The following is a 17,386-nucleotide window of genomic DNA, read 5'->3' as shown; positions in this document are numbered from 1 at the left end:
ATTAAGTCGTCGCCTTTTGCGTCGTTACTAGTTGCTCTGCGACACCTTCTGCAAACTCACCACGCTCAAGTTTTTCGCGCAAAATTGCATGTTGGTCTTCAGTAAAGGTATAGCGAGACATAATAAATATACGTACCAAAGCCCCCAGAGCCGGCAGTAAAGCAATACAAAAGAACATACCATTCAATGCTGTTTCTGTTTGCTCCGCATTTGGAACATAACCAATAGTTGTCAGAATGAGACCTGTTAAACCGCCTGCTACCGCAACGGATAATTTACCTGTAAATGTCTGACCTGAGAAGGTGATCGCCGCTGTACGTTTACCACTGTGATAATAAGAGTATTCCACGGTGTCTGCGATCATTGCCGAAATAAGAGGGTTAGTCATCATGAAGATGCCAGTGATCACAGCAAGCCACGTCATCACAGCTATTTGGCTATCATAACCCGTCATATAGAAACCGATTCGAGCAATAATTTCGAGTACACAAAGAGCGATAAAAATGTCACGCTTTTTAAAACGCTTGGTCAACACCGGCGTGGCTAAACAAGCAATCGCGCTGACCAAAGTAATGGTACCAATTAACGAGACAAGCCCCGCATCACCCATATTGTACGTAAAGAAGAATATGTATAAGCCATTCACTAGGTTGAAGAAAACATTCATGAAGAAGGCAGCAAGAATAAAGAACAGAGGTTTATTCTTGCGTACAGCTTGGAAAGTCTGCTTTAAGGTCACCTTTTCACAACTGGCGGTAGAGATTCGCTCTTTGGTGTTGTAAAAGCCGTTCAACATGAATAACAAACCAGCGATCATCAATACGATAACAGCTGGCAAGTATCCTTGGTCCGCACGGCCATCAGCGAAGTAAGCGCTCAATTTAGGAAAAATTACTAACGTTGCACCAATGCCTGCATTAACACCTAGCATGGCACATGTTGCCGCTTTCGCGCGCTCTTGAGGCTCATCCGTCATTACAGAGGACATCGACCAAAACGGTACATCTGAGATGGTATATAGCGTACCCCAAAGAATATAAGTGATACCCGCATACATAACCTTCGTTGAAGTGTCGGCATCAATATTGTAGAAAGCAGCGATCGTCACCAACACGATAAGGAATGGTGTGAACAACATGTAAGGACGGAACTTACCAAAACGAGATTCTAATGTATCCATGTAGCCCGCTATCAGAGGGTCATTGACAGCATCCCACACACGAGCAATCAAAAATATCGTACTCGCAGCAATCGGCGATATACCTAAGATATCGGTATAAAAGTAGAGAATAAAGGAGCCGACGAGGCCAAAGCTAAAGCACTGGCCTACACCGTAGCCGAAGTAGGACATCAGCTCCTTATTGTTTAATTTGTTTTGTAGAGTAGTCATAGTTCACGTCTCAATTTAGTTAATTATAGATTGGCTAACGAGCCAGTACTTACGTCTGGCTCACAGGCAATTAATCCACTTCTGCGAGTCTTTTGATTAATTGCACTTCGCTTGGGTCATATGGCTGTCCTTGCTCATCAAGCAGATCGTGGAACCATCGAGTTGCATAGTTGCTGTCATTGCGTTTGATCTCAGGCCAAGGCAGATGCGTTTGAGTCTTACCTTTGACTAAGCCCCATTGATAGCAACCAATTGATTTATTGTGGAAAATAGGAAGTTGTTCATGAAGATGTGATTCAGCGTGACGCGCTAGCCACTCAGTACACATCATTGGGCGGTTGTATTTTTCAATAATTTCAACGGCTTCGCGGAATAGATCTATCGGCAAATAAGCATGGAACGTAATGATGTCAGATAGCTCCATTGCTTTACGGTCTGTTGGATGTTCATAAATAGGTAAACTGCGTTCCAAAATGCTCGGAGCGTGCCATGCCCCTACCGTTAGAGGTTGTGATGGGCTTTCGTCGCGCGCCCACTCGAAGGCTTTTACCATCAATTCATGGCTGAATCTTTCCATCGCCTCGTCGTAAGCAAGTTCACCATTCTTGGTAAAGATCATGCGGTTGGTCGGTTCGTTGTAGAGATCCCAAATGACAATTCTCGGGTCATTTTTGTATGTTGAGATGATGTCGCGAATGTAAGTCTCAACGTCACTCCATTGCGACTTGTCCATCACAACATTACGACCAGGGCTTGCCGCAGCTTGGCTATTGTGGAGATCTGGCACTGGTGACTTTTGTTCACCAAGATATGGGTGGTCACCAGAAAAACCACAATCATCCATTGGGGTCATCATCACCTTGATCTGGTTTCGTTCACAAATATCTAAGAAGTGCTCAATTCGCTCATGCAGTCCTTGACGGTCAACCTGCCACACAATGAAAGGCAAATTGGTACGCAGCGTGTTGTAGCCAACCTCTCTCGCCCACGCCAACTCCTGTTCGATTATTTCCGGTGAAAATGAGTCGGCCTGCCACATTTCATTCCAATTCACGGCTGTTCTCGGTAAATAGTTAAAGCCACGCAACCAGCCATGTTCTTTCTGCCATTGCCACGCTTTATCTTCGGACCACTTTTGCATCTTACTCACCTTAAAAATAACATATCAACTAATAATATTAGCTAATATATTAATTAATAATCTAACCGCTATATGTTCTAGGAGTAAACGTGGCAGCCATCACAGCTTTCAGGTTTCTCAGTTAGAAACTTGTGATCAAAGTCTTTAGAGGATGACCCGAATGAAATCTTTAGCTAATATCTTTAGTTAAGAGAATTACCGACAAGATGAACAATGGCTAAGAAAGTAACCATGAGTGACATAGCGGCGGCAGCAGGCGTGTCACAATCAACCGTATCCTTGGTGTTAAACGGCTCAACATCAGTCAAGATTGCTGATGCCACCAAACACAAGGTGATTGAAACCGCAGAATCATTGGGCTACAGAAATAAAAAAGTGGCTCATGCGCTAGGTCGCCCTAAAAAAGTCGCTTTGGTTATCAACGGACTATCGAGTTATGACCCTTTCATTGACGCTATTAACGCTGCGCGTGAAGAGGCTTGGGCGAATGACTATATTTTAGTGACGTTTAATTACAGCCACGATGAAGTACTAGCGAGTAAAATTGAGGCGGAAATCAACAGCGGTGATTACGCAGGTTTGGTTTATGCATCGAGTATGACTCGAGACCTTGAACAACAAAGAGTTAATACGACGCTACCAACAGTGCTCTTAAATTGCACCAATGAAAGCCTTAGTGATACACCAAGTATTTTGCCTGCCGATATGATTGGTGCTTACAAAGCCGTTTCTCACCTCACGCAGCAAGGCTATCGTCGCATTGCTATGCTCACAGGCGAGAATTGGATGCTGGCAAGTCAACAGCGAAGCGAAGGCTACCGTCAGGCGCTAATTGATGCGGACATTATCCCAAATAGTGATTACTTAGCTGAAGCTAGTTGGTCTTTAAAAGAAGCACATCAGCAGACATTAGCTTTGTTTAAGTCAGCTCAACCACCAGAAGCTATCTTTTGTGGTAGTGATTACATGGCGATGGGGTGCTATCAAGCACTGGCTGAACTAGGGCTTAAGATCCCTCAAGATGTCGCGGTAGTTGGCTACGACAATCAACAGATCGCGTCGGAAAGCTTCCCTGCATTAACATCGGTTGAGTTGCCTTATTCAGATATGGGTAAACTAGCGGTTGAATCCTTAATGGCGCTGATTGAGGAGCAACCCTTGCTATCGAGCAAGCGAAAAGTGGAAGGCGAATTGATTATCCGTACCTCCTCGACCAAGTAGGACAAAGTGGGCGCATAGCCCACCATTAACACCTAAAACTCAAACTGATAAACCGTTTGATGTTGGTAGGTTTCCTCCGGGTTTAATACACCTCTCTTACTACCCCATTCGGGCTTATTAGGACCATCTGGAAGGTATTGTGTTTCCAGAGCAAGCCCGTCATACAGTTCGTAGTGTTTGCTCTTACCGGGTGTCCCTGCCAAAAAGTTTCCTGAATAAAATTGTACTGCTGGTTTTGTTGTTTTCACCCTCATTGTAAGGTCTTTATTAGGCGATATGAGTATCGCTGCTGTCGATTTCCCATCAGTCACTTCCTGCTGAAAAACAAAGGCATGATCATAACCACCAGCCATTTTCTGGTCCGACTCAGTCAGAAAATCTCGCCCAATGAGCTTTGCTTGTGAAAAATCAAAACTCGTATCCTTAACCGCCTTAATTTCTCCCGTTGGGATTAAGCCTTGATCCGTTGGTAAGTAATGGCCTGAACTCAACTGCAATACATGATCCAAGCTTTTCGAACCAGAAGCCTCACCAGCCAAATTAAAGTATGCATGATTGGTTAAGTTAACGGGGCAAGTCTTATCGGTAGTGGCTTCATAAGAAATAGATACTTGGTTGTCATCCGTTAGAGAGTAGGTAACTTTGACAGCAAGATTACCCGGATACCCTTGTTCACCATCTTTGGTATGAAGAGTAAACACTACCTTTTGTGCACTTTGTTCAACAATGCTCCAACGCTTTTTATCAAAGCCCTCTACTCCACCATGTAATGAGTTTTCACCATTATTAACTCCGAGTTGGTAGCGCTTCCCTTCAAGTTCGAATTGGCCTTTAGCGATACGGTTTGCAAAACGCCCAACAATCGCCCCAAAATAAGAGCTCTGCTCCATATGTTCAGCCATATTGGGTGAGCGAAGTAACACCTCTCGATCTTCTTCATTCACTGGTATAGAACAACTCAACCAAGTAGCTCCAATATCCATGAGTGATACGCTCATTCCATTGCTGTTCTTGAGGTGGACCAGTTTAGCTAACTGACCATCAAACGATGGAGTGGATGCCATGTCTTGCTCTAATTGCTCAAAGTTAGTAATCATTAGTGCCTCTTCGTCTCACAAAAATAGCGTTATATCACCACTAACCTACACAAAACTAATAATATTAGCTAATATTTTGACCTGAGTTGCTTTTTACTTAATTCACATACCTTTTCAAGCGTCATATACAAAAACAGCGCCAATTCAGGCGCTGTTTTTGTTTGCTATTTAGCTAATTCATTAAGCGATAAAAATCTGAGCCAGTGCGTAGCCTAAACAACATGCGCCGACTACACCGATTAAACCGACCGACATGAATGAGTGGTTGAAGTACCACTTACCAATCTTAGTGGTACCAGACACATCGAAGTTCACGGTTGCAATATCTGATGGATAGTTCGGGATGAAGAAGTAGCCGTACACTGCTGGCATCAAACCGATAAGCAGCGCTGGATCCAACCCTAAACCAAGGCCAACAGGTAGCATCATACGAGCCGTCGCGGCTTGCGAGTTCACCACAACCGATACGATGAATAGCGCCAGTGCGAACGTCCATGGGTAGTTAGTTACCATTTCCACGATGCCAGATTTAAACTGAGGCATTGCGTATTGGAAGTAAGTATCCGACATCCATGCGATACCAAAGATAGCAATCGCTGCCACCATACCCGATTTGAATACCACGCCGTTTGGCACATCTCGCGGGTCAGTTTTGGTTGCCAGCAAGATTATACCGCCGAAGCAGAGCATCATCATTTGAATGATCACCGACATCTTGATTGGCTTGTCGCCGTCTACGATGGTTCTGATCTCAGGTACCATCGCCACGATAACAATCACGACAATTGACAGTAGGAAAATCAAAACCGCATTACGAGCCGAAGTTGGCAGCACTTCATCCAAAGACGTCGCTGTGGTGCTTTCGATACGCTTTTTCCACTCAGGATCTTTTAGACGCGCTTGGTATTCAGGATCATCGTTCAGCTCTTTACCGCGTTTCAAGCTATACAAAGAAAGTAAGAACGTACCAAACAGCGTTGCAGGCACCGTCACCATCAAAATAGAAAGCAGAGTAATAGAATGTTGAATATCAGAAAGCTGCGCGAGGTAATACACCACAGCAGCTGAAATTGGCGAGGCAGTAATAGCCAGTTGAGACGCTACAGACGCCGCCGCCATTGGGCGCTCAGGACGAATCCCGTTCTTCAATGCCACATCACCGATGATAGGCATGATGGAATACACCGCGTGGCCAGTACCCAATAGGAAAGTCATCGAATAAGTCACAAACGGGGCTATCAAGGTGACGCGTTTCGGGTTCTTTCTCAGCACCCTTTCCGCCACTTGCAGCATGTATTTTAAGCCACCAGCCGCTTCTAAAATCGAAGCACAAGTCACAACAGCGAGGATGATCAACATGACGGTGACAGGTGGAGACGTTGGTGGCATCTTGAAGACAAACACCTCGATAACCAAACCAATACCAGAGACAACACCTAAGCCAATACCGCCATACCGAGACCCGATATAAAGGACGACTAATAAAAATAGAAACTCAAAATACAACATAAGCAACCCTGCTAAAAATGTGGACTAATGTTATTTTCTCCCTAAGTTCAGCCTTTTACTTATTGCTTGGTCACACTATGATTGCCGGCTTCCGTTAATTGTTTTTTATAAGATTATGGTCACGCTAACCGGCTTGTAAGTTTATGAAATGTAATAAGAAGCCAGACCAAAAACCTAGATTTGTTATGTGGAATAATCATAATTGTTTCTGTTAGATCTGTATCGCCTATAAAATACTAAACTCATAACTGAACGATATTATTCCAACTTGAATTAATGAGATTTCAAGTCATTCAGAAGCATATTGCACACCCATACTTCCGATTCTAACTCAACGCTGACTCGCCTATCCTTAGACACTATGTCAAAATACTCGCCCTCACGACGACAACACATAAAGAACCACGTATATGAATTTTCAAGCTGCTATTTTTGATATGGATGGACTGCTGCTCGACACCGAGCGACTTTGTATGCGGGTATTTGAAGAAGCATGTCACGCGCAAGGTGTTCCGTTTTTGCAAGATGTTTACCTAGGCATCATTGGTTGTAATGCAAAAACCATCGAACAGATTTTTCGAAATGGTTACGGTGAAAACCTAGACTACCCAGCGCTGAATAACGAATGGCGAACCCGCTACAGTGCGATTGTTAAAAACCAAGCAATCCCGGTAAAAGATGGCGTAATTGAGTTGCTGGAGTGGCTAAAGTCGAATGACATTCCAATCGCGGTAGCAACCTCAACTCAACTAGATATCGCCAAGAAGAAGCTTGAGTTAGCAGGCCTAGATTCTTACTTCACTTCACTAAGCACCGGCTGCGAAGTGACTCACGGTAAGCCTCACCCAGAAATTTACTTGCTGGCGGCAGAACGCCTAGGTGTTGCGCCTGAAACTTGCTTGGCGTTTGAAGATTCAAACAACGGCATTCGCGCTTCTATGGCAGCCAACATGATCAGCTTCCAGATCCCTGATTTAGTAGAGCCATGTGACGAAGTAAAAGCGCTTGGTCACACCATCAGCCCTTCTCTACATCATGTATTGGCACAGCTTCAACAAGCTGCAGCTTAGGCTCTCACTACCGTTGATAATGCTTTTATCAACGTAGACAAGCCTCTCTATTAAGCCGACTCACAGAGTCGGTTTTTTTGTTGGTATAGTTTTTATAAAAGATAAAAAATCGCGCTTGAAACTGTTAAAGTCGATGTGAAATAAATGCTAGGTGATCAACAAGATTGCTAACGTCTACATATGGAGAAAGAGACGCGTGAAGGAAAAATTTGAAGACCAACTGTTTGATTTTGCACAACGAGAAATGACACAAGATGCAGCGCACGACATTAGCCACATTAAGCGCGTCGTTAAAACCGCCAAAGCTTTGTGTGCTCAAGAACTGGCTAAGCTTGAAGTCGTTTTACCTGCCGCTTACCTTCACGATTGCTTCACCTTTCCTAAGAACCATCCAGACAGAGCCAAAAGCTCACAAATGGCAGCAGACAAGGCGATCTCTTTCCTCAAATCTATCGACTATCCCGCGTCTTATCTCGACGAGATCCATCACGCGATTGTCACTCACAGCTACAGCGCTAACATCACACCAGAAACCTTGGAAGCACAGATTGTTCAAGATGCTGATCGCCTAGATTCTCTCGGTGCGATTGGCATCGCTCGCTGTTTATACGTTGGCCAGAGCTTTAACGCTGAACTCTATAATCACGAAGACCCGTTCGCGGAACATCGTAACTTGGATGACAAGCATTACAGCGTCGACCACTTCTACGTGAAGCTGTTTAAGCTCGCTGAAACCATGAATACAGAGTCCGCCAAGTTAGAAGCCAACAAGCGCACCAATTACATGCGTGGCTTCCTTGAGCAGTTGGGTGCGGAAGTTTAGCGGTTTAGAAAAAGAGACACGCGATAAGGAAGAGACAAGGATATGGAAATAAACCGCTTTAAAGCATCCGACGCCGACGAGATCGTCACTTGGTTCACATCACTCGAAGACTACGTACTATGGGGCGGACGAACCTTTGGTTGGCCGTTAGAAGCCGCCTCCATAATCGAACGTTCTCAAGAGCCCCATGTCGAGCTTTACACATTCTCCACATCTAGCACTAACTCGAATGCTAATGACTTGCTCGGTTTTATGGAGTTTCAACGTATGTCAGACAGTGAGCTTCGTTTCTGCAGAGTTGCGATTCACCCAAACCAACGAGGCAAAGGGCTTGGGCAATCCATGCTTGAAAGTGCATTAGAAGCGGCGAAAGAAATACCAGATGTCACCACCATCACCTTAGCCGTATTCAAGCAAAACTATGGTGCGAAACGATGCTACGACAAAGCCGGCTTTCAAGTGGTAGACAAAGAGCCGAGCGTCAAAGAGTTCAATGGCAAAACGTGGCCCCTGTATCAAATGGAATTAAAGATCTCTTAATTGGCTTTCATTTGATTTGAAGACAATGGCTTAAGCTCCTTTTCATATAGAAATTAATCCCCATATCATAAAGAATCGCTTTAGTTTGGAACCTCCAATGACCCAAGAAAAATTCGACACCATTTACCAACGTGCCGCTCACCGTAAAGGCGGGGCAGCTGAGCTCGAAAAGATTGTTCGTGCACCTCTTTCACAAGCCGAGTTATCACAAATCACCGACGACCGTTGGCTAGCCGCCTTTACCGAGAAGGTATTCCAGTGTGGGATTTCGTGGAATGTGGTGAGGAAGAAATGGCCGCAATTTGAAGAAGTGTTCTTTGAATTCGACATCGAAAAGATGCTAATGCTGCCGAATGAGATGTGGGAACAGAAAGCGCAAGACCCGCGTATTATTCGTCACCTTACTAAGGTGATGACTATCCCTGCCAATGCCACCATGATTCATAATGCCAAGCGTGAAGCCGATTCATTCTCACAAATGGTTGCCGACTGGCCATCAGAACGCATTACAGAACTTTGGGACTACCTGAAGAAACACGGTAAGCGATTAGGTGGTAACACCGGTGCTTACACCTTGCGCCAGATGGGTAAAGACACATTCATCTTATCATCGGACGTTGAAGCGCACCTGCGCAGCACAGATGTGGTTGATAGCGGTCGTAACACTAAGCGAGCACAAGTTGCGGCAAGTAAGGCTTTCAACGAGTGGCAGCAGCAATCAGGTCGCAGCCTGAGCGAAATCAGCCAGATCGTCGCGTACAGCTGTGGCGATAATCGCGTCTAGTTTTAAGAAGAGTGGCTTAAAGCTTTAGATTGCACACAGTTCACTGCAAACTAAATGTTATAAGTCATTAACAAATAAGCGTGCATCGCACTTTCATCCGGTGGCATTGTATAGATAAATGTATACAATATAGAGTAACACTCATGAATTATTCTCGACCAACCCAACTCGACTAAACAAGGGCCCTTATCTCTATGACAGCTCTCAAAAATTCTGTCTCCAAAGGTGTAAAAACAAAAGTAACAGGCCAGACTCAAGACGATGTTGTTTACTGCCATATCTTCGACGCGATACTAGAACAAAGGCTGCCACCAGCCACCAAATTAAGCGAAGAAGCACTAGCAGAGATCTTTGGCGTTAGCCGCACTATCATTCGCCGTGCCTTATTGCGTCTCTCTTTAGAACAAGTTGTGGTGATCCGTCCAAACCGAGGTGCCATGATTGCTGCGCCAACGGTAGACGAAGCCAAACAGATATTTAAAGCGCGAGAAGTGATGGAGCTTGCTATCACTGAACTTGCAGTAAAAAATGCGACCAAAGCTCAGATAGAAGAGTGCAGAAAATTGGTCGCAAAAGAGAACTGCGCCTTTGACCAAGGTGACTACGGCTCTGGATTACGTTTGTCTGGTGAGTTCCACATCAAACTGGCAGAAATGGCAGAAAACGCACCACTGCTTGCCTTCCAGCGCAGCCTAGTGTCGCAAACCTCACTGCTGATCGCTCAATACGAAACAGGTAATCACTCGAACTGTTCTTTGGATGAACACGAAGGGTTACTTGATGCGATTGAGTCTGGCGATGAAGAGCAAGCCGTCGAGTTGATGAAAGAACACCTAAGCCACATTCGTTCCAAGCTCAACCTAGACAGCAGCACCGCATCGAGCGACCTGCATGTTGTGTTCTCAGATCTGCTTAAGAACAAGTCATAGCGAATTGACCATTCCAATTCAGCTCTAACAACTTTTTGTTAACAAGACGGGAGAGAAGTAAGCCTTTGCGTTTACTTCTCTTTTTTATGCTCTCCCCATAATGATAGACGCGAAGATCGGCGCATTTCACCTCAAAACACTCTTAATTCTGAGCAGAATAGTGCTCTTATCCTCTATAGCATTTGCTCCCAAATGCCAAAATTCTTGTCTTTATTTTGTATACATAGTCATTATTTCATTCACACCAAAAAACTCAGCAATTCCAATTTAAATCCCAATAAAACAAGCAACTACAGCCAAATATAAATTGTATACAATCCGACAAGTCGCAATGTTGTTGCATTTTTGTAAATAAATAGTTGACCACAGGGTCAGGATGGATAATTATTGACCTAGAAGTCAAAAAGAATACACATGGAAAAATGTCGATTTACAAGGAGGTCTCTTGATTACTTTTTTGCTCAATCAGGAAATAAGACGTGAAGACAATCTGTCGCCGAATATGACAGTGCTCAACTACCTTCGTACCAAGGTTAATAAAACAGGTACCAAAGAAGGTTGTGGGTCTGGTGACTGTGGCGCATGTACCGTCGTTTTAGGTGAAGTGGTGGATGGACAGCTGCAATACCGCTCGGTGAACTCTTGCCTTACGTTCGTTTCAGCGCTGCACGGAAAACAGCTGATCACAGTGGAAGATCTACAAAACCGAGATAAGTCACTGCACCCTGTACAGAAAGCGGTGGTTGATTTTCACGGTTCACAATGTGGTTACTGCACGCCGGGCTTCATCATGTCGATGTTTGCGCTAGGCAAGAACAAACCCGATGCGAGCAAAGAAGACGTCATGGAATCACTGGCGGGTAACCTATGTCGCTGTACTGGCTACCGACCAATTGTTGATGCTGCGATGTCGCTTTCAACAGACCAACCTTTGATCGACCAATTCGCTGAGCTTGAACGCAACACCATCAAGAAGCTAGAAGATATTCAAGACACCGAAGCCAACTTACGCCTTGGTCACCTCACCGCTTTTTCCCCGAAAAGCACGGATGAGTTGGCCAAGCTTTTTCAAGCACACCCGAACGCTAAGCTGGTTGCTGGCGGCACGGATTTAGCACTGGAAGTGACACAATTCCATCGCGAGATTGAAACACTGATCAGCGTAAACCTTGTTGAAGACATGAAGGTATGCGAAGAGACCGACACCGACTTAATCATTGGTGCCAACCTTCCAATCAGTGACTCTTACACACTACTGAAAAAACACTACCCAGATTTTGGTGAGCTACTGCACCGCTTTGCTTCCCTGCAAGTACGTAACCAAGGCACCATCGGTGGCAATGTTGCCAACGCTTCACCTATTGGTGATACCCCTCCTCTGCTGATTGCCCTTAACGCGAAGATCAAACTTCGTTGCGGCGACGAGTCACGCACAATGCCGATCGAAGATTACTTCATCAGCTACAAAGTGACGGCGCAGAAAGAGAGTGAGTTCATTGAACAGATCATCATTCCCAAGCCAACTAACGACAGCTTCCGAGCTTACAAACTGTCTAAACGTTTAGACGATGACATATCTGCGGTGTGTGGTGCGTTCGATATTCAAATTGAAGACGGCAAGGTTTCTTACGCTCGTATCGCCTTTGGTGGTATGGCTGCAACGCCTAAGCGCGCGGCGCGTTGTGAAAACACGTTATTAGGCAAACCGTGGACAGACGCTAATATTAAGTTAGCGATGCAGGAACTGTATAACGACTTTGAACCGCTATCCGATTTCCGTGCAAGCCAAGAATACCGTTCATTGTCGGCAGCAAATATGTTGCGTCGCTACTTCATTGAACAGCAGAACAAAAACAACCAAATCGAAACAAGGGTAACGTCTTATGTCTAATTCAAACAAGCATGCGATGACCCACGAAGAGATGGTTACCATTGCAAAACAAGACCTAAAAACTGGCGTAGGTAAAAGCGTTAAACACGACAGTGCAGCCAAGCAAGTCACGGGCGAAGCGGTATACATTGACGACCGCCTTGAGTTCCCAAATCAGCTGCACGTTTACGCTCGCCTGAGCACTCAAGCACACGCCAACATCACCAAGATAGATTTATCACCGTGTTACGAATTCGAAGGCGTAGCGATTGCCATTCAAGCCAAAGACGTTCCGGGTGAACTAGATATCGGTGCCATCCTACCGGGTGACCCACTGCTTGCAGACGGCAAAGTTGAATACTATGGACAGCCCGTGATTGCGGTAGCAGCCAACGATTTAGAAACCGCACGCAAAGCCGCACACGCGGCGATTATTGAATACGAAGAGCTACCTGCCATTCTTGATGTCAAAGAAGCGCTGGCAAAAGAGCACTTCGTGACAGAAAGCCACACTCAACAGCGTGGTGATTCTAAAGCCGCACTGGCAAAAGCAAAACACGTGATCTCTGGCGACCTGGAGATCGGCGGCCAAGAGCACTTCTACCTAGAAACCCAAATCAGTAGCGTAATGCCAACCGAAGATGGCGGCATGATCGTGTACACCTCGACACAAAACCCGACCGAAGTTCAAAAGCTGGTTGCTGAAGTGATTGGCGTACCGATGCACAAAGTCGTGATTGATATGCGTCGTATGGGTGGCGGTTTCGGTGGTAAAGAGACCCAAGCAGCCTCTCCAGCATGTATGGCTGCGGTGATTGCCCACCTTACAGGCCGACCTACCAAAATGCGTCTGCTGCGTAATGAAGACATGCAGCAAACCGGTAAACGCCACCCGTTCTACAACCAATATACCGTCGGTTTTGACGACAATGGTGTGATTCAAGGTGCCGACATTACCGTTGCAGGTAACTGTGGCTACTCACCAGACTTATCAAGCTCTATCGTCGACCGTGCGATGTTCCACTCAGACAACGCTTATTACCTAGGCGATGCGACAGTGGTCGGTCACCGATGCAAAACCAACACAGCATCGAACACCGCTTATCGTGGCTTTGGTGGCCCGCAAGGCATGATGACCATTGAACACATCATGGACGAGATTGCGCGTTACCTGAAAAAAGATCCTTTGGAAGTACGTAAGGCGAACTACTACGGCGAAGTAGGCCGTGACGTGACCCATTACTACCAAACCGTTGAAGACAACTTTTTACCTGAGATAACCGAACAGCTTGAACGCAGCAGTGACTATCACGCACGTCGTAAAGACATTGCCGAGTTCAACAAGCAAAGCCCTATCTTGAAGAAAGGCCTAGCGATCACACCAGTGAAATTCGGCATCTCCTTTACTGCGACTTTCTTGAACCAAGCAGGTGCGCTCATCCATATCTACACCGATGGCAGTATTCATTTGAATCACGGTGGTACGGAAATGGGGCAAGGCTTGAACATCAAAGTGGCACAAATCGTTGCACAGGAGTTCCAAGTCGATGTCGAACGTATCCAGATCACCGCTACAAACACAGACAAAGTTCCGAACACATCACCAACCGCAGCCTCATCGGGCGCCGACCTCAATGGTAAGGCCGCGCAAAACGCCGCAATAACCATTAAGCAGCGCCTGATCGACTTCGCTTCTTCGCACTTCAAAGTGTGGCCTGAAGAAGTGGTGTTTAAGAACGGTATGGTGCAGATCCGCGATGAGATCATGACCTTCAACTCGTTTGTTGAACTGGCTTGGTTTAACCAAATTTCGCTATCGAGCACGGGCTTCTACCGCACTCCAAAGATCTATTACGATCACGAGAAAGCGCGCGGCCGCCCGTTCTACTACTACGCGTATGGCGCATCTTGTTCAGAAGTCATCATCGATACCCTAACCGGCGAGAACAAGATTCTGCGTGTTGATATTCTGCATGACGTGGGCGCTTCATTGAACCCAGCAATTGATATCGGCCAAGTCGAAGGTGGTTTTGTGCAAGGTGTCGGTTGGTTAACAACGGAAGAATTGGTTTGGAACCAACAAGGCCGCTTAATGACCAATGGCCCTGCAAGTTACAAGATCCCTGCAATTGCTGATATGCCGATTGATTTCAGAACGCACCTTTTGGAAAACCGCAGCAACCCAGAAGACACTGTTTTCAACTCGAAAGCCGTGGGTGAGCCCCCTTTCATGTTGGGTATGTCGGTATGGAGCGCACTGAAAGATGCGATTAGCTATGTCGCTGTCGATGGCGCGATTCCTAAGCTCAACACACCTGCAACGCCAGAGCGCATTCTGATGGCGATACAGGAAGTCACTGAAACGGCTCCGACCTCGGTCGACGCTCAATCAGAAACGGCTTAGGGCTGATAGGTATCTAAGACACCAATAAACGGCTAGGGAAGCACAGAAGGGATTTAGGAGGACATATGTTTAAGGATAATTGGATTCACGAACTGGCAAAACTGGAAGAGAACTACGAGCCATGTGTAATGGTGACGGTTCTTGAAGACAGAGGTTCCGTTCCACGCGATGCGGGTACCAAGATGCTTGTCACTCGTGACCGAATCATCGCTACGATTGGTGGTGGTCACCTTGAACATGTGGCCACTAAAATGGCGCGCGAAATGCTGATTGCCAGCGAAAAATCACTCAAAGTGGAGCGCTTTAACCTAGGTGCTCGTTTGGGCCAATGTTGTGGCGGAATGGCAACGTTAAGCTTTGAACCGATTGGCACTCAGCAAAACCACCTTGTACTGTTTGGCGCAGGTCACGTTGCCAAAGCGCTGCTGCACATTGTCGCGACCCTGCCCTTCCGTGTGACCTGGATTGATGAACGTGAAGAAGTGTTCCCTGAAACGCTACCGCACGGTGTGAAAAAGCTTGTCTCAGACGATCCAGTCGGAGAAGTGAAACACATGCCGCCGAACAGCTATTACCTTGTGATGACGCATAACCACCAGCTTGATTTCGACTTAACTAAAGCCATTATCGACCGTGAAGACAGCCGTTACTTCGGCATGATCGGCTCGCTCACTAAGCGTAAGAAGTTCGACTTCCGCTTAGAGCAACGTGGCTACAGCCAAGAACAAATCGAAACCATGATTTGCCCGATTGGTATTAGCGCTATGAATGGCAAACATCCTGCCGAAATTGCGGTATCGGTTGCGGGTGAACTGATCGCACACTATCAAGGCCAAGCGCTTGAACAAAAGCGCCCAACCAAACAATATCGAAATCAGGATTTGACCGATCAACACAGTCAACCAAGCGATGTAGGCGAACCACCATTGGAAGAGAAGATCGCCTAATACAAGTCGCAAAGCTTCAGTGGCCATCACGTCGCTGAAGTCATTAAAAGGAAGTAAACATGACAACGCAACGCAAAGCTTATCGCGCCAGTATTTTACACAGCGTAGCCGACCCAAAAGACGTCGGTATCGATGAGTCTTACGACTATTTTGAAGACGGTGTTTTAGTAGTAGAGAACGGCCACATCGTTGATTTAGGCCATGCCGATGACGTATTAACTCGCCAGCCTAAAACACTCGAAGTAAAAGAGTACAAAGATAAGCTGATCACCTCAGGCTTTATTGATACGCACATCCACTATCCTCAAACAGGGATGATCGCGTCTTACGGTGAGCAGCTACTCGATTGGTTAGAGAACTACACCTTCCCAGAAGAGAAACGCTTCAAAAACCCAGTCTATGCACACAAAGTGGCGAAGCTATTCCTAGACGAATTAGCAAGTAACGGCACCACCACTGCACTCGTGTTCGGCACGGTGCACAAAGAGTCGGTTAACGTATTCTTTGAAGAAGCTGAGAAGCGCAACCTACGTATGATTGCAGGTAAGGTTTTAATGGATCGCAACGCGCCAGACTACCTCACCGACACCCCAGAATCTGGCTACGCTGACTCCAAAGAACTGATTGAGAAATGGCATAACCGCAGCCGTTTACTTTATGCCGTAACGCCTCGTTTTGCGCCAACCAGCACACCAGAGCAATTGGCTACCGTTGGTAAACTGCTAGAAGAGTACCCAGATGTGTACATGCACACGCACCTTTCTGAAAACGAGAAAGAGATTGAATGGGTAAAAGCACTGTTCCCTGAACGTGATAGCTATTTAGATGTGTATGACCACTATGGCCTACTGCACAAACGTTCGGTATTCGCCCATGGCATTCACTTGTCTGACTGCGAATGTAAGCGCCTAGCCGATACTGAATCAGCTATCGCTTTCTGTCCAACCTCAAATCTATTCTTAGGCTCAGGTCTGTTCAGACTACCCGAAATGGAAGAGCACGGCATTCGCGTTGGTATGGGTACCGATGTGGGCGCAGGCACTAGCTTCTCGATCCTGCAGACCATGAGTGAAGCCTACAAGATAATGCAGCTACAACATAAGAAGCTGCACCCAGCCAAATCGCTGTTCTTAGCAACATTAGGTGGCGCGCGTTCTCTGCATTTAGAAGACAAGATCGGTAACTTGGAAGTAGGAAAAGAAGCGGATTTCGTGGTGCTCGACTTACACGCCACACAATTGATGCGCTTCAGAATGGAACAAGCGACCAAGCTTGAAGAGAAGCTATTTGTATTGATGAGCTTAGGTGACGACAGAACCGTCAGCGAGACTTACATCTACGGTGAGAAAGCCTACGATGTGAATTTCAAAGACTACAAGAAGCTCGTTAGCTAGACTCAAAACCGAGTAACAATCGCTAGACAGCGGCAGCCGTCGTTAATTAAAAATCCGTCCAGATTTATCTAGCCTTTAAAGACCAGTTGCTGATGCCACTGGTCTTTTTTGTGCTTCATTCAAAGAAATATAAATTAACCGTTCACAAACAACGATCTTCGGTGACGCCAAGTCATTATATTGATAGGTTAATGTTTATACATCTCGACTTCATACTTCACTTTAGCGTCTCTCTAAAACATTCGTTTCTCAGCTAAATGGAAGCAC

General features: G+C 45.9%; 14 protein-coding genes. 10 read left to right on the top strand and 4 right to left on the bottom strand.

The features are described 5' to 3' along the window. Nucleotide 1: 1 nt before the first annotated feature. Together OC193_RS23895 and OC193_RS23890 are read right to left on the bottom strand one after the other, a co-directional pair. Nucleotides 2–1,390, bottom strand: a complete 1,389-nt coding sequence (locus OC193_RS23895; RefSeq protein WP_123283731.1) for an MFS transporter — start codon at nt 1,388–1,390, stop codon at nt 2–4. A 70-nt stretch (nt 1,391–1,460) separates the two neighbouring features. Next, complete coding sequence (locus tag OC193_RS23890) at nt 1,461–2,531, bottom strand: cellulase family glycosylhydrolase (protein WP_048663836.1); 1,071 nt, start codon at nt 2,529–2,531, stop codon at nt 1,461–1,463. Nucleotides 2,532–2,744: 213 nt separating this feature from the next. On the opposite strand from OC193_RS23890, the gene OC193_RS23885 reads away from it, so the two are divergent. Continuing rightward, the gene (locus OC193_RS23885) at nt 2,745–3,752 is read left to right on the top strand and encodes a LacI family DNA-binding transcriptional regulator (protein ID WP_048663837.1); all 1,008 of its coding nucleotides are present in this window, start codon (nt 2,745–2,747) and stop codon (nt 3,750–3,752) included. 32 nt (nt 3,753–3,784) lie between these two features. Here the strand turns inward: OC193_RS23885 and galM are convergent, their stop codons facing one another. Then, nucleotides 3,785–4,849, bottom strand: coding sequence for a galactose-1-epimerase (gene galM, locus OC193_RS23880; protein ID WP_048663838.1), 1,065 nt, complete (start codon nt 4,847–4,849; stop codon nt 3,785–3,787). Between the two features lie 180 nt (nt 4,850–5,029). Continuing rightward, on the bottom strand, nt 5,030–6,358 hold the full coding sequence (locus OC193_RS23875) for an anaerobic C4-dicarboxylate transporter (protein WP_010432780.1): 1,329 nt from the start codon (nt 6,356–6,358) through the stop codon (nt 5,030–5,032). Between the two features lie 410 nt (nt 6,359–6,768). Here OC193_RS23875 and OC193_RS23870 point away from each other — a divergent pair, with 410 nt between their 5' ends. The 9 genes from OC193_RS23870 to guaD all read left to right on the top strand — a co-directional run bounded on the left by OC193_RS23870 (nt 6,769) and on the right by guaD (nt 17,119). After that, nucleotides 6,769–7,428 (top strand): HAD family hydrolase, encoded by a 660-nt coding sequence (locus tag OC193_RS23870; RefSeq protein ID WP_048663839.1) that lies wholly within the window; start codon nt 6,769–6,771, stop codon nt 7,426–7,428. A 196-nt stretch (nt 7,429–7,624) separates the two neighbouring features. After that, complete coding sequence (locus OC193_RS23865) at nt 7,625–8,251, top strand: HD domain-containing protein (protein ID WP_048663840.1); 627 nt, start codon at nt 7,625–7,627, stop codon at nt 8,249–8,251. Between the two features lie 42 nt (nt 8,252–8,293). After that, entirely contained in the window at nt 8,294–8,791 is a 498-nt protein-coding gene (locus OC193_RS23860; RefSeq protein ID WP_048663841.1) for a GNAT family N-acetyltransferase, read from the top strand. A 97-nt stretch (nt 8,792–8,888) separates the two neighbouring features. After that, a complete protein-coding gene (locus OC193_RS23855; protein ID WP_019821260.1) occupies nt 8,889–9,575 on the top strand; it encodes a DNA-3-methyladenine glycosylase I in 687 nt (228 codons plus the stop codon). 194 nt (nt 9,576–9,769) lie between these two features. Beyond that, the gene (locus tag OC193_RS23850; RefSeq protein ID WP_017630710.1) at nt 9,770–10,504 is read left to right on the top strand and encodes a GntR family transcriptional regulator; all 735 of its coding nucleotides are present in this window, start codon (nt 9,770–9,772) and stop codon (nt 10,502–10,504) included. Between the two features lie 445 nt (nt 10,505–10,949). Beyond that, complete coding sequence (xdhA, locus tag OC193_RS23845; protein WP_048663842.1) at nt 10,950–12,395, top strand: xanthine dehydrogenase small subunit; 1,446 nt, start codon at nt 10,950–10,952, stop codon at nt 12,393–12,395. Beyond that, nucleotides 12,388–14,778, top strand: a complete 2,391-nt coding sequence (gene xdhB, locus OC193_RS23840; protein WP_048663843.1) for a xanthine dehydrogenase molybdopterin binding subunit — start codon at nt 12,388–12,390, stop codon at nt 14,776–14,778. Before xdhA ends, xdhB begins: the two co-directional genes overlap by 8 nt. A gap of 65 nt (nt 14,779–14,843) precedes the next feature. Next, nucleotides 14,844–15,725, top strand: a complete 882-nt coding sequence (xdhC, locus tag OC193_RS23835) for a xanthine dehydrogenase accessory protein XdhC (RefSeq protein WP_048666220.1) — start codon at nt 14,844–14,846, stop codon at nt 15,723–15,725. A 59-nt stretch (nt 15,726–15,784) separates the two neighbouring features. Next, nucleotides 15,785–17,119: a guanine deaminase gene (gene guaD / locus OC193_RS23830; protein WP_048663844.1), complete on the top strand. Its 1,335-nt coding sequence runs from the start codon at nt 15,785–15,787 to the stop codon at nt 17,117–17,119. Nucleotides 17,120–17,386: the final 267 nt, after the last annotated feature.

This window comes from Vibrio crassostreae (genome assembly GCF_024347415.1).
Taxonomy (GTDB): Bacteria; Pseudomonadota; Gammaproteobacteria; order Enterobacterales; family Vibrionaceae; genus Vibrio; species Vibrio crassostreae.
The sequence above is the reverse complement of the archived record's forward strand: the minus strand, read 5'-3'. Positions and strand labels throughout refer to the sequence as shown.

Coding starts and splice junctions, on each gene's coding strand:
- OC193_RS23895 (WP_123283731.1), bottom strand. CDS start 1,390: ATGACTACTCTACAAAACAAATTAAACAATAAGGAGCTGATGTCCTAC.
- OC193_RS23890 (WP_048663836.1), bottom strand. CDS start 2,531: ATGCAAAAGTGGTCCGAAGATAAAGCGTGGCAATGGCAGAAAGAACAT.
- OC193_RS23885 (WP_048663837.1), top strand. CDS start 2,745: ATGGCTAAGAAAGTAACCATGAGTGACATAGCGGCGGCAGCAGGCGTG.
- galM (WP_048663838.1), bottom strand. CDS start 4,849: ATGATTACTAACTTTGAGCAATTAGAGCAAGACATGGCATCCACTCCA.
- OC193_RS23875 (WP_010432780.1), bottom strand. CDS start 6,358: ATGTTGTATTTTGAGTTTCTATTTTTATTAGTCGTCCTTTATATCGGG.
- OC193_RS23870 (WP_048663839.1), top strand. CDS start 6,769: ATGAATTTTCAAGCTGCTATTTTTGATATGGATGGACTGCTGCTCGAC.
- OC193_RS23860 (WP_048663841.1), top strand. CDS start 8,294: ATGGAAATAAACCGCTTTAAAGCATCCGACGCCGACGAGATCGTCACT.
- OC193_RS23855 (WP_019821260.1), top strand. CDS start 8,889: ATGACCCAAGAAAAATTCGACACCATTTACCAACGTGCCGCTCACCGT.
- OC193_RS23850 (WP_017630710.1), top strand. CDS start 9,770: ATGACAGCTCTCAAAAATTCTGTCTCCAAAGGTGTAAAAACAAAAGTA.
- xdhB (WP_048663843.1), top strand. CDS start 12,388: ATGTCTAATTCAAACAAGCATGCGATGACCCACGAAGAGATGGTTACC.
- xdhC (WP_048666220.1), top strand. CDS start 14,844: ATGTTTAAGGATAATTGGATTCACGAACTGGCAAAACTGGAAGAGAAC.
- guaD (WP_048663844.1), top strand. CDS start 15,785: ATGACAACGCAACGCAAAGCTTATCGCGCCAGTATTTTACACAGCGTA.